The organism is Cohnella laeviribosi DSM 21336 (assembly GCF_000378425.1).
Lineage (GTDB): Bacteria > Bacillota > Bacilli > Paenibacillales > Paenibacillaceae > Cohnella > Cohnella laeviribosi.
The window spans coordinates 45,573-63,823 of sequence record NZ_KB899817.1 but is presented as its reverse complement, the minus strand read 5'-3'; the positions used below and the strand labels follow the sequence as shown (position 1 = coordinate 63,823).

The following is an 18,251-nucleotide window of genomic DNA, read 5'->3' as shown; positions in this document are numbered from 1 at the left end:
CAAATAGAAAGCTTCCGCCGCTAAGCGGCGGAAGCTTTCCGTTTAACCGACTTGCATAATTATATTTGCTGCAAAAACTGATTAACGGCTTTAAGAATATCAACAGCCCGATTTTCCCAGCGGTGTTGAGTCTCTGCTAGTGTTTGGCCGGCCATTGCTATTTTTTCGAGATACGCATCTTGCTCCAGTGTTTTAGCAACCAAGTCCGGAAGCGCAACAGACGAGTCATATCCTAAATAGTGGGTACCGCTTATAAAGGTCTGCTCCATGTATTCGCTCTTGTCCGCCAAGCTAACCGCCCCGGATAACATCGTTGAAAATACACGCTCGTGAGAACCTTTTGTAAAAGTGGGAACAATGGACAAAAAGAGTTTGGTATTGCCCATGATGTGCAAAATATCGGAATAGGATTTGGGAGGCATGATCTGTAGCTTGGTTTTTCTACTTTTTAGTTGTTCCCAACCGTTTCCGCACACGATAAGCCCGACCTCTTCCAGTGAAAGGATTATTAGTTTTCGTTTAACTAAACGAAAATAATAATCCGCTACTTGTATTAATGGGAAATAATCAGTTGTCAGTTCAACTCCAATTGTGTTGCAATATAATTCCAATGCGGTTTGAATATTGCATTTTTCGTTGGCAAGCATGATTTCCGCAATGGATCGAATAAATAGGGCAATATCCTCGGAAATATTCAACGATTGGAGATACTCATCGGGATCTCGATACGATCCCGCAAAAAATAAAGGCACCGTGCGTTTGCTCAACGGTAAAATCGAGTTTTTGTCCGTTGCTGCGACTGACCCGCCATGAGGGATGAAGACGGTAAACAATTTAGGAGATATGTATTTTTTGACAAAATCCAAATGTCCTTTATCAACAAATGAAGATATCTTATATCTCATGGAATACTGAATTCGAGGGATTTGATACACCGGATGGTCGACGTAAAACGCGACATAGGGTACCTTCATCAGGTCATATAGCGGTTTCCCCTCTACTTGCAGTTCTTGACCGACAGCATTAAACCCTAGAGCGAAAAGTAAGTTCCCTTCTTGCAGAACAGATAACAGCTGTTGATTAAAATTCGGGGAAAGTAGATCGATCACTACGGTAGGTAATCCTAACTTTTGAAACGCGGAATTCAATTCGTCGGTAAAAAAGCGAAGAACATCGTATTGACTTTGCCCTTTAAATAGCAGAACCCTTCTTTTATCCATTTTTGTCTCCCTTTATTAGCGTACCATGGCTATTCAAGCTGAATACAAGCTTGTCATATTCTTAGTGTAACATATTGGTACAGAGCTGTAACCGAAACAAATCAGCCATATTTCGAGAAAGTCAAGCATTTTCAAGGACTCCGCATATTTACCCACATTTCTCCACAATATCCACAGAAGAATCCTCAGCTCCATTTGGGACGCTCAGGCGTTCATCCACAACATCCACATTGTCCACAAAAAAACAGCGAAAATTGTGAGCAATCGCTCTGATTTTTCACGCAATTCAGTTTACCGAAATCAAAATGGTTAGATTTATCCCCAATACCCACAGTATTCACAGGGGATATTGACTGCCAATCGGTTTGTCAACAATTCATTCACAGGACTGTCCACAACGTTCACATCTATCTTTTGGCTTCCGATCGTCCTTTTGAAGCGCCGTCTTTTGATCTTGCAATTCGATGGATTCACGCGAAACCATTCCGAATCGGGCCGTGAATGCGCAACCGTTTGCTTAAATGTCGGCAATTCAGTATTTGCCATTCCACCATAAAAGCGCAGTACAAATAAAAAAATGAAGGTGGATACAAAAGAGGACAATGGAATCCATTGACATCAAAGGAAAATGGATGATAGGATGAGAAGTGAAGTAAGCGCTTTATTTCACGGATTTTTCGTCTGCTTGTGCAAACGTTTGCTCAACCGGGTGTTCGTATGCGGCAACATCATCAAAACGAGGGAGGACGGGTATGAAATCAGGACGGGGAAACGAGAGGTCCGGATGGCGGAGTCGGCAAATGTGGAGCGTTCTGCTCAGTTTGGCGCTGGTTATTCAGTTGTGGACAACCGCCGGTGCGGGGGCGGCTTATGCCGAGGCGGAAGATGCCGCCTTGGATGCCGAAGCCGCCGGGAGCGCGGTTACGCAGGTAAATGCGGATCGCAGCGTGACTTTTGCTTTGCCGCTTGATCGGTTGAACGTGACCGCGAACGGAACGTTTAACGAATGGGGCGGAGCGAGCGTTCATCAGAGCGTTTATGTAAGCGATTCCAATGAAGCGTTTGTCCGAATTGACGGTTTGACGGCAGGCTTCGAATACGAATATAAGCTGCTCGTCGGCGGGAATTGGATGGATGGAAACAATCTGACCGCACGGGCGGACGCGCTGGGGACGCTGCTGCTTCCCTTTAAGGTGCTCGTGGCCGGCAGCTTCGAGCCCGGCTGGAATCCGAAGCGGGAGATGGTGCCGACGGACGGCGCGTTCCGGTATGCGACGGGCGCGCTGCCGGACGGAACGTACGAATACAAATACGTCGTCCGCGTAGCGTATCCGGACGCTTCCGTGCAGGAGTATTATTTTAACGATCCTACCAACGGCCAATTGGCTTCGAACGGCAACAACAAAATAACGGTGGGCGAAGCGGATCAAGGCTTGACGCCGGACGTTTTCGAGGAGCAGCCCGGGGGCGGGGCCAAATGGGTCATTGCCGGCAGCTTTCAGCAAGCGCTTGGCGAATCCGGCAACTGGGTTCCGGACGGGACGGCGACTCGGATGAAGCATTTGGCCGGCGAGTTTTATGCCTTTTCCGCCGTGCTGGACGCGGGCAGCTACGAATTCAAGCTGACCAAGAACGGCAGCTACGCGTTCGGCATTCCGGGAGACGGGGAAAATTTGAAGCTGACGCTCAGCCAGGCCGCCAAGGTGAATTTTTATGTAAACGGGGACACGCAAGAAGCCAGAATATCGCCGCTGCCGGAGGGATCGACCGCGAGCGGTATCCGGACGTACAACCCGATTTTGTCCGCGGATAAGTGGCCGCGTCTGGTCGGTTCGTTGCAGCCGCTGTTCGGCGAGCCCGAATGGTCGCCGGGAGAGGCCAAGCAGTTTTTTGTCGATTATAACTTCAACAATACCGTGTATAAGCTTCAGCGCTCGCTTCCGGCAGGCTCGTACGAGGCGAAGGTCGTGCTGGGCGCGGATTGGGCGGACGGCAACAACTTCGGAAACGGAAACGCCAACGCCGCGTTCAGACTCCCGGACGCCGCGGATGTGACCTTTTCCTTCGACAATTCGGCGGCTGAGAGGAAACTCACGGTCGATTACGCGGTCGGAGACGGCAAGTATGACGGCAAAATCGATGCGGGCGCGATTGCGTTCGACAGCCGGCAGGCAACGTTCAAAAAGCCGTTCGGCGCCATCAAGCAAGGCGAGCAGGACTTGACGCTGCGCATCGCCGTCAAACGCGACGACGTGCAGATGGCCCGGGTGGAGCTGACCGACGCCCATGGCGCGGCGACCAACTATGTGATGCGTAAAACGACGACGGTCGGGGATCGCGATTATTACGAAGCGGTCATTCCGAAAAGCGTTTTTGCCGGCATTGGCATCTGGGGTTATAAATTCGTGCTGATCGACGGGGCGGCGAAGGTCGAATACGGCGACGACAGTCTCAGCGGCGGCTCGGGCGAGGCGGTGGCGGACGGCGCGGTTCCGTTTAACCTGACGGTGTACGCGGCGGACTACAAAACGCCGGATTGGATGAAAACGGCCGTCGTGTATCAGATTTTTCCCGACCGCTTCTTTGACGGCAATCCGGACAACAACCGCGCGAAGCTGGCCGACGGATACCGGGGCGTTCGCAGCGAGACCGGGGAACAATCCGGGCGCATCGGCAAACAGGAGCTGCAATATTTCGACGGGGGCGTAGCGAACGATCCGGCTCCTTCGCAGGTATGGGGCGATTGGAACGACCCGCCGGAGAACCCGGACCGCACCAAGCCGGAAAACAAGCCTTATTATCCGGACGCCAAATCGGACGGCATCTGGACGAACGAGTTTTACGGCGGGGACATTCAGGGCATCGAGCAGAAGCTCGACTATCTGAAGCAGCTTGGCGTCACGGCGATTTACCTCAATCCCGTCGCCTGGGCGGCTTCCAACCATAAATACGATGCGACCGACTACAAGCATCTCGATCCGATGTTCGGCGAACCGGTATACAACACGCCCGGCGACCCGTCTTCCGGATTGAATTACGAGGAGACCCGGAAAAAGTCGGACGAAGTGTACCGGAAATTCGCCAAGGCGGCAGCCGAGGCCGGGATTCGGATCATCAACGACGGCGTGTTCAACCATGTCGGGGACGACTCCATTTATTTCGACCGTTACGAGAAATATCCGGAAATCGGCGCCTACGAGTATTGGTCGAAGGTGTGGAAGACGAAGGCCGAACATCCGGGCATGACCCGCGAGGAGGCCGAGCAGCGCGTCATCGCTTCGTACACGAGCCAAATCAATCCGGCAACCGGGCGGCATTACCAATATCCGGACGATTTCGGCTTCACCACGTGGTTTACGATCGGCGAAAATATGGCGGACAATACCCGTTACAGCTACGACGCCTGGTGGGGATTCGACTCGCTGCCCGCCATGGACGCCAAGGAACCGCAGCCGGGCGATAAAGACGCGCTCGAAGGCGTTCACGAATGGAACAATATCGACTACCGCAATCATGTTATCGGGTACGATCTGCGCGGCAAATCGGAGGCCGAAGCGTCCGCAGCGATGCAAAACACGGCGTCGCAGCGATGGCTGTGGATGGGCTCGAGCGGCTGGCGTCTCGACGTGGCGCCGGACGTGTCGGCAGGCACATGGCGGAAATTCCGCGAGGCGGTCAAATCCGCGGCGGGACGAACGGACGCAAACGGCAAGCCGATCGACGATCCGGTCATTCTCGGCGAAGAGTGGGGCGTGGCAACGCATTATTTGCTCGGGGACCAGTTTGACTCGGTCATGAACTACCGGTTCCGCGAAGCCGTGCAAAACTTCATCATCGGCGGCGGCAAGGGCGGGAACAACGCGCAGGCGTTCCACGAAGCCCTCGAACGGATCCGCGAGGATTATCCGGAGGAAGCGTGGAAGGTCATGCTGAACCTCGTCGATTCCCACGATACCGTTCGCTCGCTGACGAAGCTGGATTATCCGTCGTGGGAAGAAGAGAAACTGAAGATCGCGCCGGAAGCGAGCGACAAGGCGTTGAAGCAGCAGGCGCTAATCGCGATATTCCAAATGGGTTATCCGGGCGCCCCGACGATTTATTACGGCGACGAAGTCGGCGTAACCGGCACGAAGGACCCGGATTCGCGCAGGACGTTCCCGTGGGAGCGGATCGAAAGCTCCGGCGGCTCCTACAAGGCGGCCGGACGTTATGCGGAATTGTATGAGACGTACAAAAAGGCCGCAGCCACGCGGGCCGCAAACGACGTCTTCGCGACCGGGGAGCTCAAGCTCGTCTACGCGCAGGGAGACACGATCGCTTACGCCCGGAAAAATGCGGCGAAAGGCGCGCTTGTCGTCATCAACAGCGGCGGCGAGACGGCCGAGATGACGGCGGATGTGGCCGGATTTTTGCCGGACGGGACGAAGCTGAGCGACCAGCTTGGCAGCGGCATTTCCGGCACCGTCGAGAACGGCCGCATTGCCCTGTCCGTCCCGGCGCTGACCGGACTCATGATGCTGTCCGACGGCGCGCTGATTTCGGTCGATTCGCCGGACGGCTTGAAGGCGCAAGCCGGAAACGGCAGCGTGGCGCTTAGCTGGAACGGGGTGGCGGATGCACAGGCGTACCGCGTTTACCGGTCGCTGGTGGAGGGCGGCGAAGCGACGCTGCTCGGAACGGTTGCGGAAACGCAGTTCACGGATACTTCGGTCACCAACGGCGTGAAGTATTATTATGGGGTAACGGCGGTCCGTACGACGGCGGACGGGGCCGGCGAAAGCCCGCTGCAGGAGATGGTCGCGGCGATCCCCGCTTTTCCGGTAACGGCCGTCGGGAACCCGACCCAGGCGGAAAACATGACGATCGGCGTCGGCAACTCGGCCGACATCGGCGTGGCGGTCACGGTTGCGGGCTTGACGGACGACCCTTCGCTTGCCGGGCGGGAAGCGCCGCGATTGAGCGTGAAGCTGATCGTGGCCAAGTCGGACGCTTCGGAACCTGTTGCCGAGCTTTCGATGGCGTACAAGGCGGACGAAGGAGACGCCAAGCGGTACGCGGCCAAGTTCGAGCCGACCGAAGCGGGCGTATACAACTATTTCGTCCGGGTGTCGACGGATAACGAAGAGACGTTTACGGATTCGGCGACGGCTTCGTTCGAGGCGTTTGCGGACCCGAACGATACGTCGGGACCCGAGGCGCCTATCTTAAGCGAAATCACGGTCGAATCCGGCCAGGCGGCGCTGAACTGGACGCCGGCGGGAGAAGAGACGTCGGGCTACGAGGTGTACCGGAAGGCGGCGGGGGAAGCGACGTTCCGCAAGCTGGCCACGCTGCGGACGGCCACTTCCTATATCGATTACACGGTGACGAACGGCACTTCCTACACGTACAAAATCGCGGCCTTCGACGCGGCTTACAACCGGGGCTGGTCGAACGAGCAGACCGTTACGCCGCAACTGGTGATGGTCGACGTGACGCTGCGGCTGCATTTGCCGGATTACACGCCAGCGACGGACTCGATTTATATTGCGGGAACCTTGAACAACTGGAACGCGAGCGGCGGCAAGCTGACCGTGCCGAGCGGCGCGACCGGCCGCAGCGTCGTCCAATATGCCTTCAAGATGATGGCCGGCAAGACGATCGAATACAAGTACACGCGCGGCACATGGGCGACGGAGGCGCTGACCAGCCATGCGCGGGTCCCGAACGATACGACGGATGTGAGCAACTACGCGTACAGCGACGAAAAAACCAATATGAAGCTGACGATCCGCAATCAGGGCGGCGGCAAAATGATCGTCGACGACTACGTGCTGCGCTGGGCGGATATGCCGATGATCGTCACGATGCCGCGGATTTCGTACGGCGAGGATATCGCGTTCGCCACGTCCGACAGCGCCTTCGATCTGAAGGCGAACGTTCCGTACGGCGTCGCGTTCACGATCAACGGCCAGCCGCTGCCGAAAGGCGCCATGGACGACCGGGGCAACGTCTACGTGGAAAAAATTCCGCTGAAGCCGGGCGAGAATACGTTCATCCTCCATATCGAACCGACGGCGGAGACGCTGGCGCAGGAATGGTATAAGGATCAAGGCCGCAAAGGCCAGGCGACCAAGTCGATTGCGCTACGCATTACGAGAACCGCCGGAGACGGCGGCGGTGGGGACGACGGAGATGGCGGTAACGGTGGTGGCGGCGGAGACGGCGGTAACGGAGGAGATGGCGGTAATGGCGGTGACGGCGGCAATGGGGGCGACGGTCCCGGCACTCCGGTTGTCATCGTTCCTTTGCCCTCCGCTCCTTCCGGATCGCTTGTGGCCCGACGGGACACCGAAACGGATGGGCAGGGCAACACGGTTACCGTCGCGACAGTGGACGGCGAGAAGCTGGCGGCGGCCATCGCCGCTTTGAAGGACGGCAAAGGCGAGGTCGAGATCCGGCTTCCGGATACGAAGGACAGCGTCCGGTTCGCGATTCCGCTGAAAGCGGCGGCTGCGGGGAAAGCCGCGTCTCCGGCCGCAGCCGTTCGCTTGGCGACCGCAGACGGCAGCTATGCGTTGCCGCTGTCCGTCCTCGACCCGGAGGAGCTTGCGAAAAAGCTGGGCGTTTCCGTCGAAGACGTCACGCTTACGGTGAGCATAAGCGTGCTAACAGGAGCGGAAGCCGAGCGGGCGCAAGCGCTCGTCGAGGCGGCGGGCGCGAAAGTGCTGGGCGGTCCGATCGCGTATACGGTCGTCGCCTCGGCCGGCGAACGCGAAACGGAGCTGGCGAGCTTCGGTTCCGTTTACGCGGAGCGGAGCATGACGCTGAAGGGCGTCGTCGATCCGCGGCATGCCTCGGTGTTCCGGGTTGACGACGAGGCGAACAAGCTGAGCTTCGTGCCCGCTTTGTTTACGGCGGCCGGCAACGGGCAAACCGCCGTCGCGTTCAAGCGGCCGGGCAACAGCGTCTACATTGTCGCTTCCTCGGAACGCGACTTTGCGGATGTCGCGGATCATTGGGCGCGGCCGGATATCCTGCTCCTTGCCAACAAGGGCATCGTCCAAGGCGTCCAGGACGGCTTGTTCGCTCCCGACCGGCGCATCACGCGCGCGGAGTTCGCGTCGCTGCTTGTCCGCTCGCTCGGCATGGCCGAAGCGGACGGAACCGGCGGATTCCGCGACGTCCGGCCGGACGATTGGTTTGCAGGCGCCGTGGCGGCAGCGGCGAAAGCGGGGCTTGTGAACGGAACGGAAGACGGCTCGTTCCGTCCCGGCGACGGCATCACGCGGGAGCAGATGGCCGTCATGACCGCGAAGGCGCTCGCCTTCGCCGGCAAACCAGCTGCGGGCGGAGCGCCGCAGGCGGGCGAAACGCTTGCCGCGTTCGCCGACGGCGCGGCCGTCAGCGCCTGGGCGCGGGATGCCGTCGCCCGGACCGTGCAGGCCGGCCTCATGCAGGGCGGCAGCGGCGGCCGGCTCGCGCCGTCCGAAGGCGCGACGCGAGCGCAGGCGGTCGTGATGCTGAAGCGCCTGCTGGAGACGTTGGCGTTTATCGACAAGTGAACGGATTTTCGCGGAAAGGGGCCCGTCGAGGGCCCTTTTCGGGCTTTACGGGCGAGCTGCTCTCTTCGCCTTCTTCGGCGCGTTTTCATGAAACGAAAATAGCGGAGCCGTCTTCTGGACTGAGCCAGCGATAGAATTGCTTTTTTGGCAATTGCAACGTCATCTTCTGTGAGCAGCCGCGAGGAAGTGCTGTAAAAGCAATTAAAACCGTTGTGCGTGCAAATTTCTCCGTGGTTTGGCCTTTTAATTGCTGTAAATGCAACTGCATGTACGAAAAAACGGTAGGACAACAAAATAATTGCTTTTGAGGCAACTAGCCGAAACGTACCGCCGGGATCGCAATGAGCGAGCATGCTGCCGGAAGGAGCAAGGAACAAGCCTGCCTGCTTTTTTTGCAACCGCGGGATTCCGATTCCGTTGTTCGTTTCTACAGCCAATTGAATTTTCGCTCCGGATTCGGCCGCCAGAAGTGCGTGCGCGTTTTCCCCGTGCCGTCGGGAATGAGCCAGCCCTTCTCCTGCAAGCGCTGCAGATGCGATCGGGCGCTGCGATACTGGCAATGAAGAAGCGTCTTTACGTCCGATAGCTTGATCGGCCTGTCCATGCGAAGCGACAGCTTTACGCTCCCGTTCCCGGACCGTGAGCGAGGAAGACTGCGAGTCATCGTTGCCGAACAACGTTCCGATCATCTGCTGAAGCAACTGCTGCCACATGCGCGGACGCTCGATCACGTCGTCATAACCGATCCGGACCACGATCCAGTTGTCATTGATCAGATGCATCTGGCGAACCCATTGATCGCAAAATTCTTTTCGCGACAAGCTGCGATAGTGAGGGCCGTAGCCGTCCACTTCGATCGCGATGCGGATGCCGGAGCGAATATACGCGAAATCCAAGTAGCGGCGTCCCTCCAGAAAATCGGTTACCTCGTATTCGGGATGCAAATGCCGAAAATGCCCGAACGCCGGCCACCAAATATGCTTGAGCATCGCCTGTTCCGCATGGGCGTGGCCGACTTTCAGTCTGCGCAGCGCCTCGCCTTGCCGCCGGGACAAGTGCCGTTCCAGCCACTCGGCATGTTTGAATTCGAACCCTGTCGTCATGTCCTGCATCCTCCTTAGGGAAAAAATAAAAAGCGCCGCCCAACCGGCTTATCCGGAAGAACGGCGCATGCTTTGCGTCGGCAGTTCAGCTTCAAGCTGCAATCGCGTTTTCATTTTTCGTGCGCGCCTCATCTGCGGGTCTCAATCGCGGTTCGCACCTCAATTGCAGTCATACCGCCATTTTCAGCTTACGCCTCAATAACGGATCAAATGCAGTTCGCGCTTCAAGTCGCGGTTCTGTGACAAGTTGCGGTTTGGCGGCAAATTCATTCATGATTTCCATTTTCACCTATTTCGGTTTATTCGCCACCGGTCTAGGAAAGCTTGTACAGGAAAAAGCTTGAGGACAGAAAAAATGAGCATAGGAAATATTTAATGCAGCAAATGGAAGCAGGAAATGGCTTCGGAGAAATCCCCCGCATACGAAGCTTTTTACGCGAAAATAGGAGCGGCGAAGGAGGGCTTAACGAATGCCGATTATTTGGCTGAGCCCGCGCAATTATTCGGCGGAAACCATTGAATAAAAACTCATTTCTATGTATAATAATTCAGGAATGAAAAGCAGGCACGGAAAGAGCGGTTTTGCTTTTACATCCCTTCCTGAATTAGGTACAATGGGGATGGTTTTTGAGTTGGACGAACGGGTCCGCAAAAGACGGGTGCAAAGGTGCTGGAGCTTTGCGTTTCCGAGCGCACATGCCGGTGTCGCCTTCGGGTATCGGTTGCGAGTAAAGCTGGCACTGTGCCGGCCCTAAGGTTAGCTTTCGACGCTCCTGCCGTCAAATGCCGGCTTTCGGCATGCTGAACCGTTAGCGCAGCTTTCAGGCGCCCCGGATTCGGTACGGACTGACCGCGTTTCGTCGCAATTGTCGGATTGAAGTGACATTTTTGCAATTGGAACGGCTTTCTCCGTTAGAGGCTTCTGTTTAAGTGCTTTTTTGGCAACTAACGTTCGCTTTCGATTCGAAATCGGCGTCATCCGGCTTTTTAATTGCGATAAAGGCAACTAGATCCCCTCTTGTGAAGACTAAGGGCAAAATAAGTGCTTTTTAGGCAACTCCTCAGTCGGGGCGGCGCATTAAGGAAGCGGTATTGCGGCACTTGAGAACACGCCATTGCGAAAAACGAGAAAACGCCATTGCGAAGATGAAAAAACGCCATTTGGAAAACGTCGCTTCGAAATCGGCACTTGGGAGTCGGCGCGCAGGAACCGGCCTTCGGGATTCGGCTTCGGCATTTCCGCACCGGCGTTTCGAATCCGCTTTTCCGAGCATGACGTGCATGATTTTTACTTTATACAAGGAAAAAGGGAGATTTTCGCCATGTCACAATCTGTAGCGGTCCGCGCCGCCATCGTCGGTTCGACGGGCTACGGCGGCGTCGAGCTGATCCGTCTTCTGGCTGCGCATCCGAAGGTGTCCGTGTCCTCGGTCGTTTCGTCGTCCAGCGCCGGGACTTCGTTTGCGGAAGGTTTTCCGCATTTGACGGAAATCGTGACCGACAAGCTCGACGCGGTCGATCCCGCGCTCATCCGCGGCAAGGCGGATGTCGTATTTCTCGCCACGCCGCACGGCGTCAGCGCGAAGCTCGCGCCCCAGTTTCTCGAGGCGGGCTTGAAGGTCATCGACCTGTCCGGCGATTTCCGGCTGAAGAACCCGGAGGTTTACCGGCAGTGGTATAAAAAGGAAGCGCCCGATCAAGCTTATCTGGACCGCGCGGTGTACGGCATGTGCGAGCTGTTCGGGCAGGAAGCGGCGGGAGCGGATTTCATTTCCAACCCGGGCTGCTTTCCGACGGCGACGGCGCTCGGCCTTTACCCGGCGGTGCAGGCGGGCTGGATCGATCCGGATACGATCGTGATCGACGCGAAGACGGGCGTTTCCGGAGCGGGGCGCGGCCTCAGCCTGGGCTCGCATTTTTCAGAAGTGAACGAAAATTTAAAGGCGTACAAGGTCAACCAGCATCAGCATACGCCCGAAATCGAGATGGTGCTGGAGCGCGCGGCCGGGCGGCCGGTAGCGGTGACGTTCACGACCCATCTTGCGCCGATGACGCGGGGAATTATGAGCACGATGTACGCGAAGCTGACGGATCGAAGCCGGACGAGCGCGGATTTTACGCGGCTGTACCGCGAGTTCTACGAGGGGCGGAAATTCGTGCGGGTGCGGGAGACCGGCATTTATCCGGCGACCAAGGAAGTGTACGGCTCGAACTACTGCGATATCGGCGTTTCGGTGGACGAGCGGACGGGCCGGATTACGATCATTTCGGTCATCGACAACCTGGTCAAGGGAGCGGCCGGGCAAGCGATCCAAAACTTGAATCTCATCATGGGCTGGGACGAAACGCTGGGGCTTGAATTCACCCCGGTATATCCGTAACGGTATTCGGAGGCGCAAGAAGCGACATGGGGAAAACGTATGAGATTGTTCCGGAAGGCGGCATTACGGCGCCGAAAGGATTCAAGGCCGGCGGCCTTCATTGCGGGCTGAAGAAAACGGACCGCCACGATTTGGGAGCGATCGTGTGCGAGGTTCCGGCGGCGGCTGCGGCGGTGTACACGACGAATCTGTTTCAGGCGGCGCCGCTTCAGGTGACCCGCGAGAGCCTTGCCGAGGAGAGCGTGCTGCGCGCGGTGCTGGTCAACAGCGGCAACGCCAACGCATGCACCGGGAAGCAGGGCGAAGAAGACGCCCGCACGATGCGTGCGGAGCTGGCGGAGGCGCTCGGCGTTCCGAAGCATCAGGTCGCGGTGGCGTCGACGGGCGTAATCGGGGAATTGCTCAAAATGGACCGGGTGTCCTCCGGCATTGCGCAGCTTCCCGCGAAGCTGCGCGGCGACGCGCAGGGCTCGGACGATTTCTGCCAGGCGATTTTGACGACGGACCTGGTGAAGAAGACGGCTTGCGTGCGTCTGGACGTCGACGGGAAGACCGTGACGATCGCCGGAGCGGCCAAGGGCTCCGGGATGATTCACCCGAACATGGCGACGATGCTCGGCTTTATCACGACGGATGCCGCGATTTCCGCCGCGCTGCTGCAGGAGCTGCTGCGGGAAGCGACGGACGTCACGTTTAATATGATTACGGTGGACGGCGATACGTCTACGAACGACATGGTGATCGCGATGGCGAGCGGGCTTGCGGGCAACCGCGAGCTGTCACGCGATCATGCGGATTGGACCGCGTTTGCGGACGGGTTCCGCTACGTGTGCCGGGAACTGGCGAAGGCGATCGCCCGCGACGGGGAAGGGGCGACGAAGCTGATCGAGACGACGGTCACCGGCGCGGAGAGCGACGAAGCGGCCCGGGCGATCGCCAAGACGATCATCGGCTCCAGCCTTGTGAAATCGGCGATGTTCGGCGCCGACGCCAACTGGGGGCGGATTATCGCCGCCGCCGGACGCGCGGGCGTGCCGCTCAACGTGCATACGGTCGACATCCGGCTCGGCGACATTTCCGTTCTGGAGCAGTCGCGGCCGGTTGCGTTTGACGAAGAGGCCGCGTTGGAATATTTGAAGGGCGACACGGTCGCCATTCATGTCGACCTCAACATGGGCAGCGGCCGGGCCGTCGCCTGGGGCTGCGATCTGACCTACGACTACGTGCGGATCAACGCGGCGTACCGGACGTAATCCGTTCCGGGACGGCTTCGCGGCGGAAGCCGGTTGCGGTGGGCGCATCTCGCCTGGCCCGGGCGGAATCGGCCGGCGGCTGAAAAATTCGCCGGTTTTGCGGGAGGACGGATATGGCGCGGTTTGTGATGAAGTGCGGAGGCAGCACGCTTGCGGCGCTGCCGGACGCTTTTTTTCAGGATTTGCGGGAATTGCAGGAAAGCGGAACGCAGCCGGTTATCGTGCACGGAGGCGGGCCGGCCATCAATGAAACGCTGGGCAAGCTCGGCATCGAGAGCCGGTTCGCAAACGGCCTGAGAGTGACGGACGAAGCGACGCTGGACGTCGTGGAGATGGTGCTTGCCGGCCGCATCAACAAGGAGATCGTGCGCAAGCTGCAGCAAAGCGGCGCCAAGGCGCTCGGCCTGTCCGGCACGGACGGGCTGCTGATTCGGGCCGAGCCGGTTGCCAATGCGGACGAGATCGGCTTTGTCGGCGACGTGACCGACGTGAACGCCGAACTGATCGAGGGCGTGATCGCGCTCGGATATGTGCCCGTGATCGCCCCGATCGGCATCAACGATCAAGGCCAGCGGTTCAACATCAACGCGGATACGGCGGCCGGCGCGGTGGCGTCGAAGCTGGGCGTCGAGACGATGATTGTCGTCACCGACGTGCCCGGCATTATGCGGACGCGGGACGGCGTGAAGCAGGTGATGCCGCAGGCGACGTTCGCGGACATCGAGGAGATGATCGCGAGCGGGGAGATTTACGGCGGCATGATTCCGAAGGTGCGCGCAGCCATGAAATGCCTGCACGGCAACGTGCGGGAAGTGCTGATCGTCGACGGCGCGGAGCCCCGCGTGCTGAGCAGGGCGGTCCGCGAGGGCGGCATCGGCACCCGGATCGTGCGCGAATAACCATAGAAGCGAAGGGAGTGTTCTGCATGAGCCATTTGTTCCCGACATACGGGCGTTACCCGATCACGATCGTGAAGGGCAAGGGAAGCCGCCTGTGGGACGATCAGGGCAAGGAGTATCTCGATTTTATGAGCGGCCTTGCCGTCACCAACCTCGGACACGTTCCGGATCGGGTCAAGTCGGCGCTGGTGGCCCAGCTCGACCAGCTGTGGCATGTGTCGAACCTGTTTCAGATACCGGGTCAGGAGAAAGCGGCCAAGCTGCTGACGGATAACAGTTGCGCCGACGCCGTCTTTTTCTGCAACAGCGGCGCGGAGGCGAACGAAGCGGCGATCAAGCTGGCCCGCCGCTATCATCAGAAGGTGCTCGGGAACGGGCGCCATGAGATCATTACCTTTACGCAATCGTTCCACGGCCGGACGCTCGCGACGCTGACCGCGACCGGACAGGACAAGGTCAAGGAAGGCTTCCTGCCCTTGCCGCAAGGCTTCGTACACGTGCCGCTGCATGATTTGCCGGCGCTGGAGGCCGCCGTTAACGAGCGGACCGCCGCCGTCATGCTCGAGACGGTGCAGGCGGAAGGCGGCGTCATTCCGGTCGATCCGGCGTTTCTGCGCGCCGTGCGGGAGCTTTGCGACCGCCACGGGCTGCTGCTGATCATCGACGAAATCCAGACCGGCATGGGCCGCACGGGCAAGCTGTTCTCGTACCAGCATTACGACGTGGAACCGGATATTTTCACGCTGGCCAAAGGCCTGGGCAGCGGCTTTCCGGTCGGCGCGATGCTGGCCAAGGCGCCGCTTGTGCCGGCGTTCTCCGCCGGCTCGCACGGCTCCACGTTCGGCGGCACGCCGATCGCGATGGCGGCGGTCGCCGCGACGATCGAGACGCTGCTGATCGAGCAGGCCCCGGAGCGTGCCGCCGAAGCGGGCGAGCGGCTGATCGGCAAGCTGCGCGAAGCGCTTGACGGCGTGCCCGGCGTGCTCGAAGTCCGCGGCAAAGGCCTGCTGGTCGGCATCGTCTGCGACGAACCCGTCGCCGACGCCGTTGCCGAGCTGTACCGCCGCGGCCTGCTCGTCGTGGTGGCCGGGCCGAATGTCATTCGCCTGCTGCCGAATCTGCTCGTCACCGGCGAGGAGATCGACGAAGCGGTCGGCCTGATCGCTGCCGTGCTGAAGGAGCGGGCGGCGGTTCGAACGCCGGCGGAATAACCGTCGGAGTAACGTCGGAATAACGTCGGAATCCGAAAGCACGGAACCCGACAGATGTTAAGATAAAGCCCGGGAGAGGCTTTCCGGGACGGAATTTTACGATCGTGAAGGAGGGGTTGTCGTGCAACCAGCCGCAAAAGCGGAAGAATTGGCCGCAAGACTGAAGGGCCGGGATTTTCTGGGGCTTGTCGATTACTCGTCCGAAGAGATTCGCTACTTGATCGATCTGGCCATCGAATTGAAGCGCAAGCTCAAAGCCGGGGAAGTGTATCAGCCGCTCAAAGGCAAGTCGCTCGGCATGATTTTTGAAAAATCGTCGACCCGCACCCGCGTTTCGTTCGAGGTCGGCATGTACCAATTGGGCGGCCAAGCGCTGTTTCTGAGCCGCAACGATATCCAGATGGGACGCGGCGAGACGATCCGCGATACGGCGATGACGCTGTCCCGCTACCTAGACGGCATCATCATTCGGACGTTCGGCCACCGCAATGTCGTGGAGCTGGCCCGCAGCGCGACCGTGCCGGTCATCAACGCGCTGTCGGATCAATCCCATCCGTGTCAGGCGCTGGCGGACTATCAGACGATTTTGGAGAAAAAAGGACGTCTCGAAGGCTTGAAGGTCGCCTACATCGGCGACGGCAACAACATGCTGCATTCGCTGATGATCGGCGCGAGCAAGCTCGGGATTCACTTTGCGAGCGCGTCCCCGGAAGGCTACGAGCCGGACGCGGAGCAGGTCAAGCTGGCGCGCGACTTCGCAAGGGAAAGCGGCAGCCGGATCGACATTTTGCGCGACCCCCGCGAAGCGATCGAAGGCGCGGACGTCGTCTATACCGACGTATGGGCAAGCATGGGCTTTGAAGAAGAGCAGAAGGAACGGGAGCGCGCCTTCCAAAATTACCAGGTCAACGAGCAGCTCGTTCAATACGCCAAGCCGGATTTCCTGTTCATGCACTGTTTGCCGGCTCACCGCGGAGAAGAAGTGACCGAGGGCGTGATCGACGGTCCGCATTCCGTCATTTTCGACGAGGCGGAAAACCGGCTGCACGCGCAAAAAGCGATCATGGCCGCCATCATGTAACCTGAAACGCGGACGCCGTCGGGTTCGGGCGATACGGCCGAGTCCGGCGGCTTCCATTGTGCGGAATGATGTTCAGAAAAAAAGAAGGAGCGTTGCCCATCATGGCCAAAGAAAAAATCGTGTTGGCATATTCCGGCGGGCTCGATACGTCCGTCATCCTGACCTGGCTGAAAGAGACGTACGATGCCGAAATCATCACCTTCACCGCCGACATCGGCCAGAAGGAAGAACTCGACGGACTCGAGGAAAAAGCGATCAAAACCGGCGCGTCCAAAGTTTACATCGACGACCTCCGGGAAGAGTTCGCCAAAGATTTTATTTTCCCGATGTTCCAGGCGGGAGCGCTGTACGAAGGGCAGTACCTGCTCGGCACGAGCATCGCGCGTCCGCTGATCGCCAAACGCATGGTCGAAATCGCCCGCGCCGAAGGCGCGACGGCGATCGCGCACGGCGCCACCGGCAAAGGCAACGACCAGGTGCGCTTTGAGCTGACGGCCGCGGCGCTGGCGCCGGACATCAAGGTGATCGCGCCCTGGCGCGACGAGGCGTTCCGCAAAGCGTTCCCGGGCCGCGCCGAAATGATCGCCTACGCCGAGAAGCACGGCATCCCGGTTCAGGCGTCGGCGGCCAAGCCGTATTCGATGGACCGCAATTTGCTGCACATCAGCTTCGAGAGCGGCGTGCTGGAGGACCCGTGGTACGATTCGAGCGCGCCGGAGGCGCAGGACATGTACGTGCTGAGCGTATCGCCGGAGCAGGCGCCGGATCAGCCCGAATACGTGGAGCTTGAGTTCGAAGCCGGCAACTGCGTGGCGGTGAACGGCGAGAAGCTGAGCCCGCTGGGCGTGATGGAAAAGCTGAACGAGCTCGGCGGCAAGCACGGCATCGGCCGCGTCGACATGGTCGAGAACCGTTTTGTCGGCATGAAGAGCCGCGGCGTATACGAGACGCCGGGCGGCACCATCCTGTTCACGGCGCACCGCAAAATGGAGTCGCTGACGATGGACCGCGACGTCATGCACCTGCGCGACTCGCTCATTCCGAAGTACGCTTCGCTCGTATACAACGGCTTCTGGTTCGCGCCGGAGCGCCTCGCCATTCAAGCGCTCGTCACCGAAAGCCAGAAGAACGTGACCGGCACCGTTCGCCTGAAGCTGTATAAAGGCAACGTGATGGCGGCGGGGCTGAAAAGTCCGGTCAGCCTGTACAACCCGCACATCGCGACGATGGAGGCGGACCCGACGCAGGCTTACGATCAAAGCGACGCGACCGGCTTCATCCGCCTGAACGCGCTGCGCCTGAAAGTTTCGGCCGGCGTAAACGGCGCTTCCGGCCTGAACAACGGGTAAACGGGAGGGGCACGAACGCATCGGAAAGGGAGCGGCGCACGGTCTTTGGACGCCGGCGGCGCTCCCGGGCCCTTTTTCCCGATCTGTACCGATGAACTGCGCACCGCAGTTCTTTTTCTTGTGCAACGGGCCCGGTTGGCTTGTATCATGTATAATGGGAAAGTGCTTGCACGGAACATGGACGCCATGCGTTCCGGCAGTTTCAGCTTG

The 18,251-nt window shown here is 58.9% G+C and carries 10 protein-coding genes; 8 read left to right on the top strand and 2 right to left on the bottom strand.

The genetic code is table 11. The annotated features are described in order from the left end of the window. Nucleotides 1-59: 59 nt before the first annotated feature. Complete coding sequence (locus F560_RS0108535) at nt 60-1,220, bottom strand: glycosyltransferase (RefSeq protein WP_019005304.1); 1,161 nt, start codon at nt 1,218-1,220, stop codon at nt 60-62. A gap of 752 nt (nt 1,221-1,972) precedes the next feature. Here F560_RS0108535 and F560_RS0108530 point away from each other — a divergent pair. Further along, nucleotides 1,973-8,764 carry an alpha-amylase family glycosyl hydrolase gene (locus tag F560_RS0108530; protein ID WP_156828932.1) on the top strand — a complete coding sequence of 2,264 codons (6,792 nt, stop codon included), beginning with the start codon at nt 1,973-1,975 and terminating at the stop codon, nt 8,762-8,764. A 427-nt stretch (nt 8,765-9,191) separates the two neighbouring features. On the opposite strand, the gene F560_RS25530 is transcribed toward F560_RS0108530, so the two are convergent. Continuing rightward, the gene (locus F560_RS25530; RefSeq protein WP_019005302.1) at nt 9,192-9,368 is read right to left on the bottom strand and encodes an SgrR family transcriptional regulator; all 177 of its coding nucleotides are present in this window, start codon (nt 9,366-9,368) and stop codon (nt 9,192-9,194) included. Here F560_RS25530 and F560_RS0108520 point away from each other — a divergent pair. The 7 genes from F560_RS0108520 (at nt 9,367) to F560_RS0108485 (ending at nt 18,041) form a co-directional block, all read left to right on the top strand. Then, nucleotides 9,367-9,885, top strand: a complete 519-nt coding sequence (locus F560_RS0108520) for a hypothetical protein (RefSeq protein ID WP_019005301.1) — start codon at nt 9,367-9,369, stop codon at nt 9,883-9,885. The genes F560_RS25530 and F560_RS0108520 overlap by 2 nt on opposite strands. Before the next feature lie 1,304 nt (nt 9,886-11,189). Then, nucleotides 11,190-12,248 (top strand): N-acetyl-gamma-glutamyl-phosphate reductase, encoded by a 1,059-nt coding sequence (gene argC, locus F560_RS0108510; RefSeq protein ID WP_026298174.1) that lies wholly within the window; start codon nt 11,190-11,192, stop codon nt 12,246-12,248. A 26-nt stretch (nt 12,249-12,274) separates the two neighbouring features. Continuing rightward, nucleotides 12,275-13,501 (top strand): bifunctional ornithine acetyltransferase/N-acetylglutamate synthase, encoded by a 1,227-nt coding sequence (gene argJ / locus F560_RS0108505; RefSeq protein ID WP_019005298.1) that lies wholly within the window; start codon nt 12,275-12,277, stop codon nt 13,499-13,501. A 113-nt stretch (nt 13,502-13,614) separates the two neighbouring features. Beyond that, nucleotides 13,615-14,400: an acetylglutamate kinase gene (gene argB, locus F560_RS0108500; RefSeq protein ID WP_019005297.1), complete on the top strand. Its 786-nt coding sequence runs from the start codon at nt 13,615-13,617 to the stop codon at nt 14,398-14,400. Nucleotides 14,401-14,426: 26 nt separating this feature from the next. Then, on the top strand, nt 14,427-15,611 hold the full coding sequence (locus tag F560_RS0108495; RefSeq protein WP_019005296.1) for an acetylornithine transaminase: 1,185 nt from the start codon (nt 14,427-14,429) through the stop codon (nt 15,609-15,611). 121 nt (nt 15,612-15,732) lie between these two features. Beyond that, on the top strand, nt 15,733-16,692 hold the full coding sequence (argF, locus tag F560_RS0108490; RefSeq protein WP_019005295.1) for an ornithine carbamoyltransferase: 960 nt from the start codon (nt 15,733-15,735) through the stop codon (nt 16,690-16,692). 101 nt (nt 16,693-16,793) lie between these two features. Next, complete coding sequence (locus tag F560_RS0108485; protein ID WP_026298172.1) at nt 16,794-18,041, top strand: argininosuccinate synthase; 1,248 nt, start codon at nt 16,794-16,796, stop codon at nt 18,039-18,041. Nucleotides 18,042-18,251 lie beyond the last annotated feature (210 nt).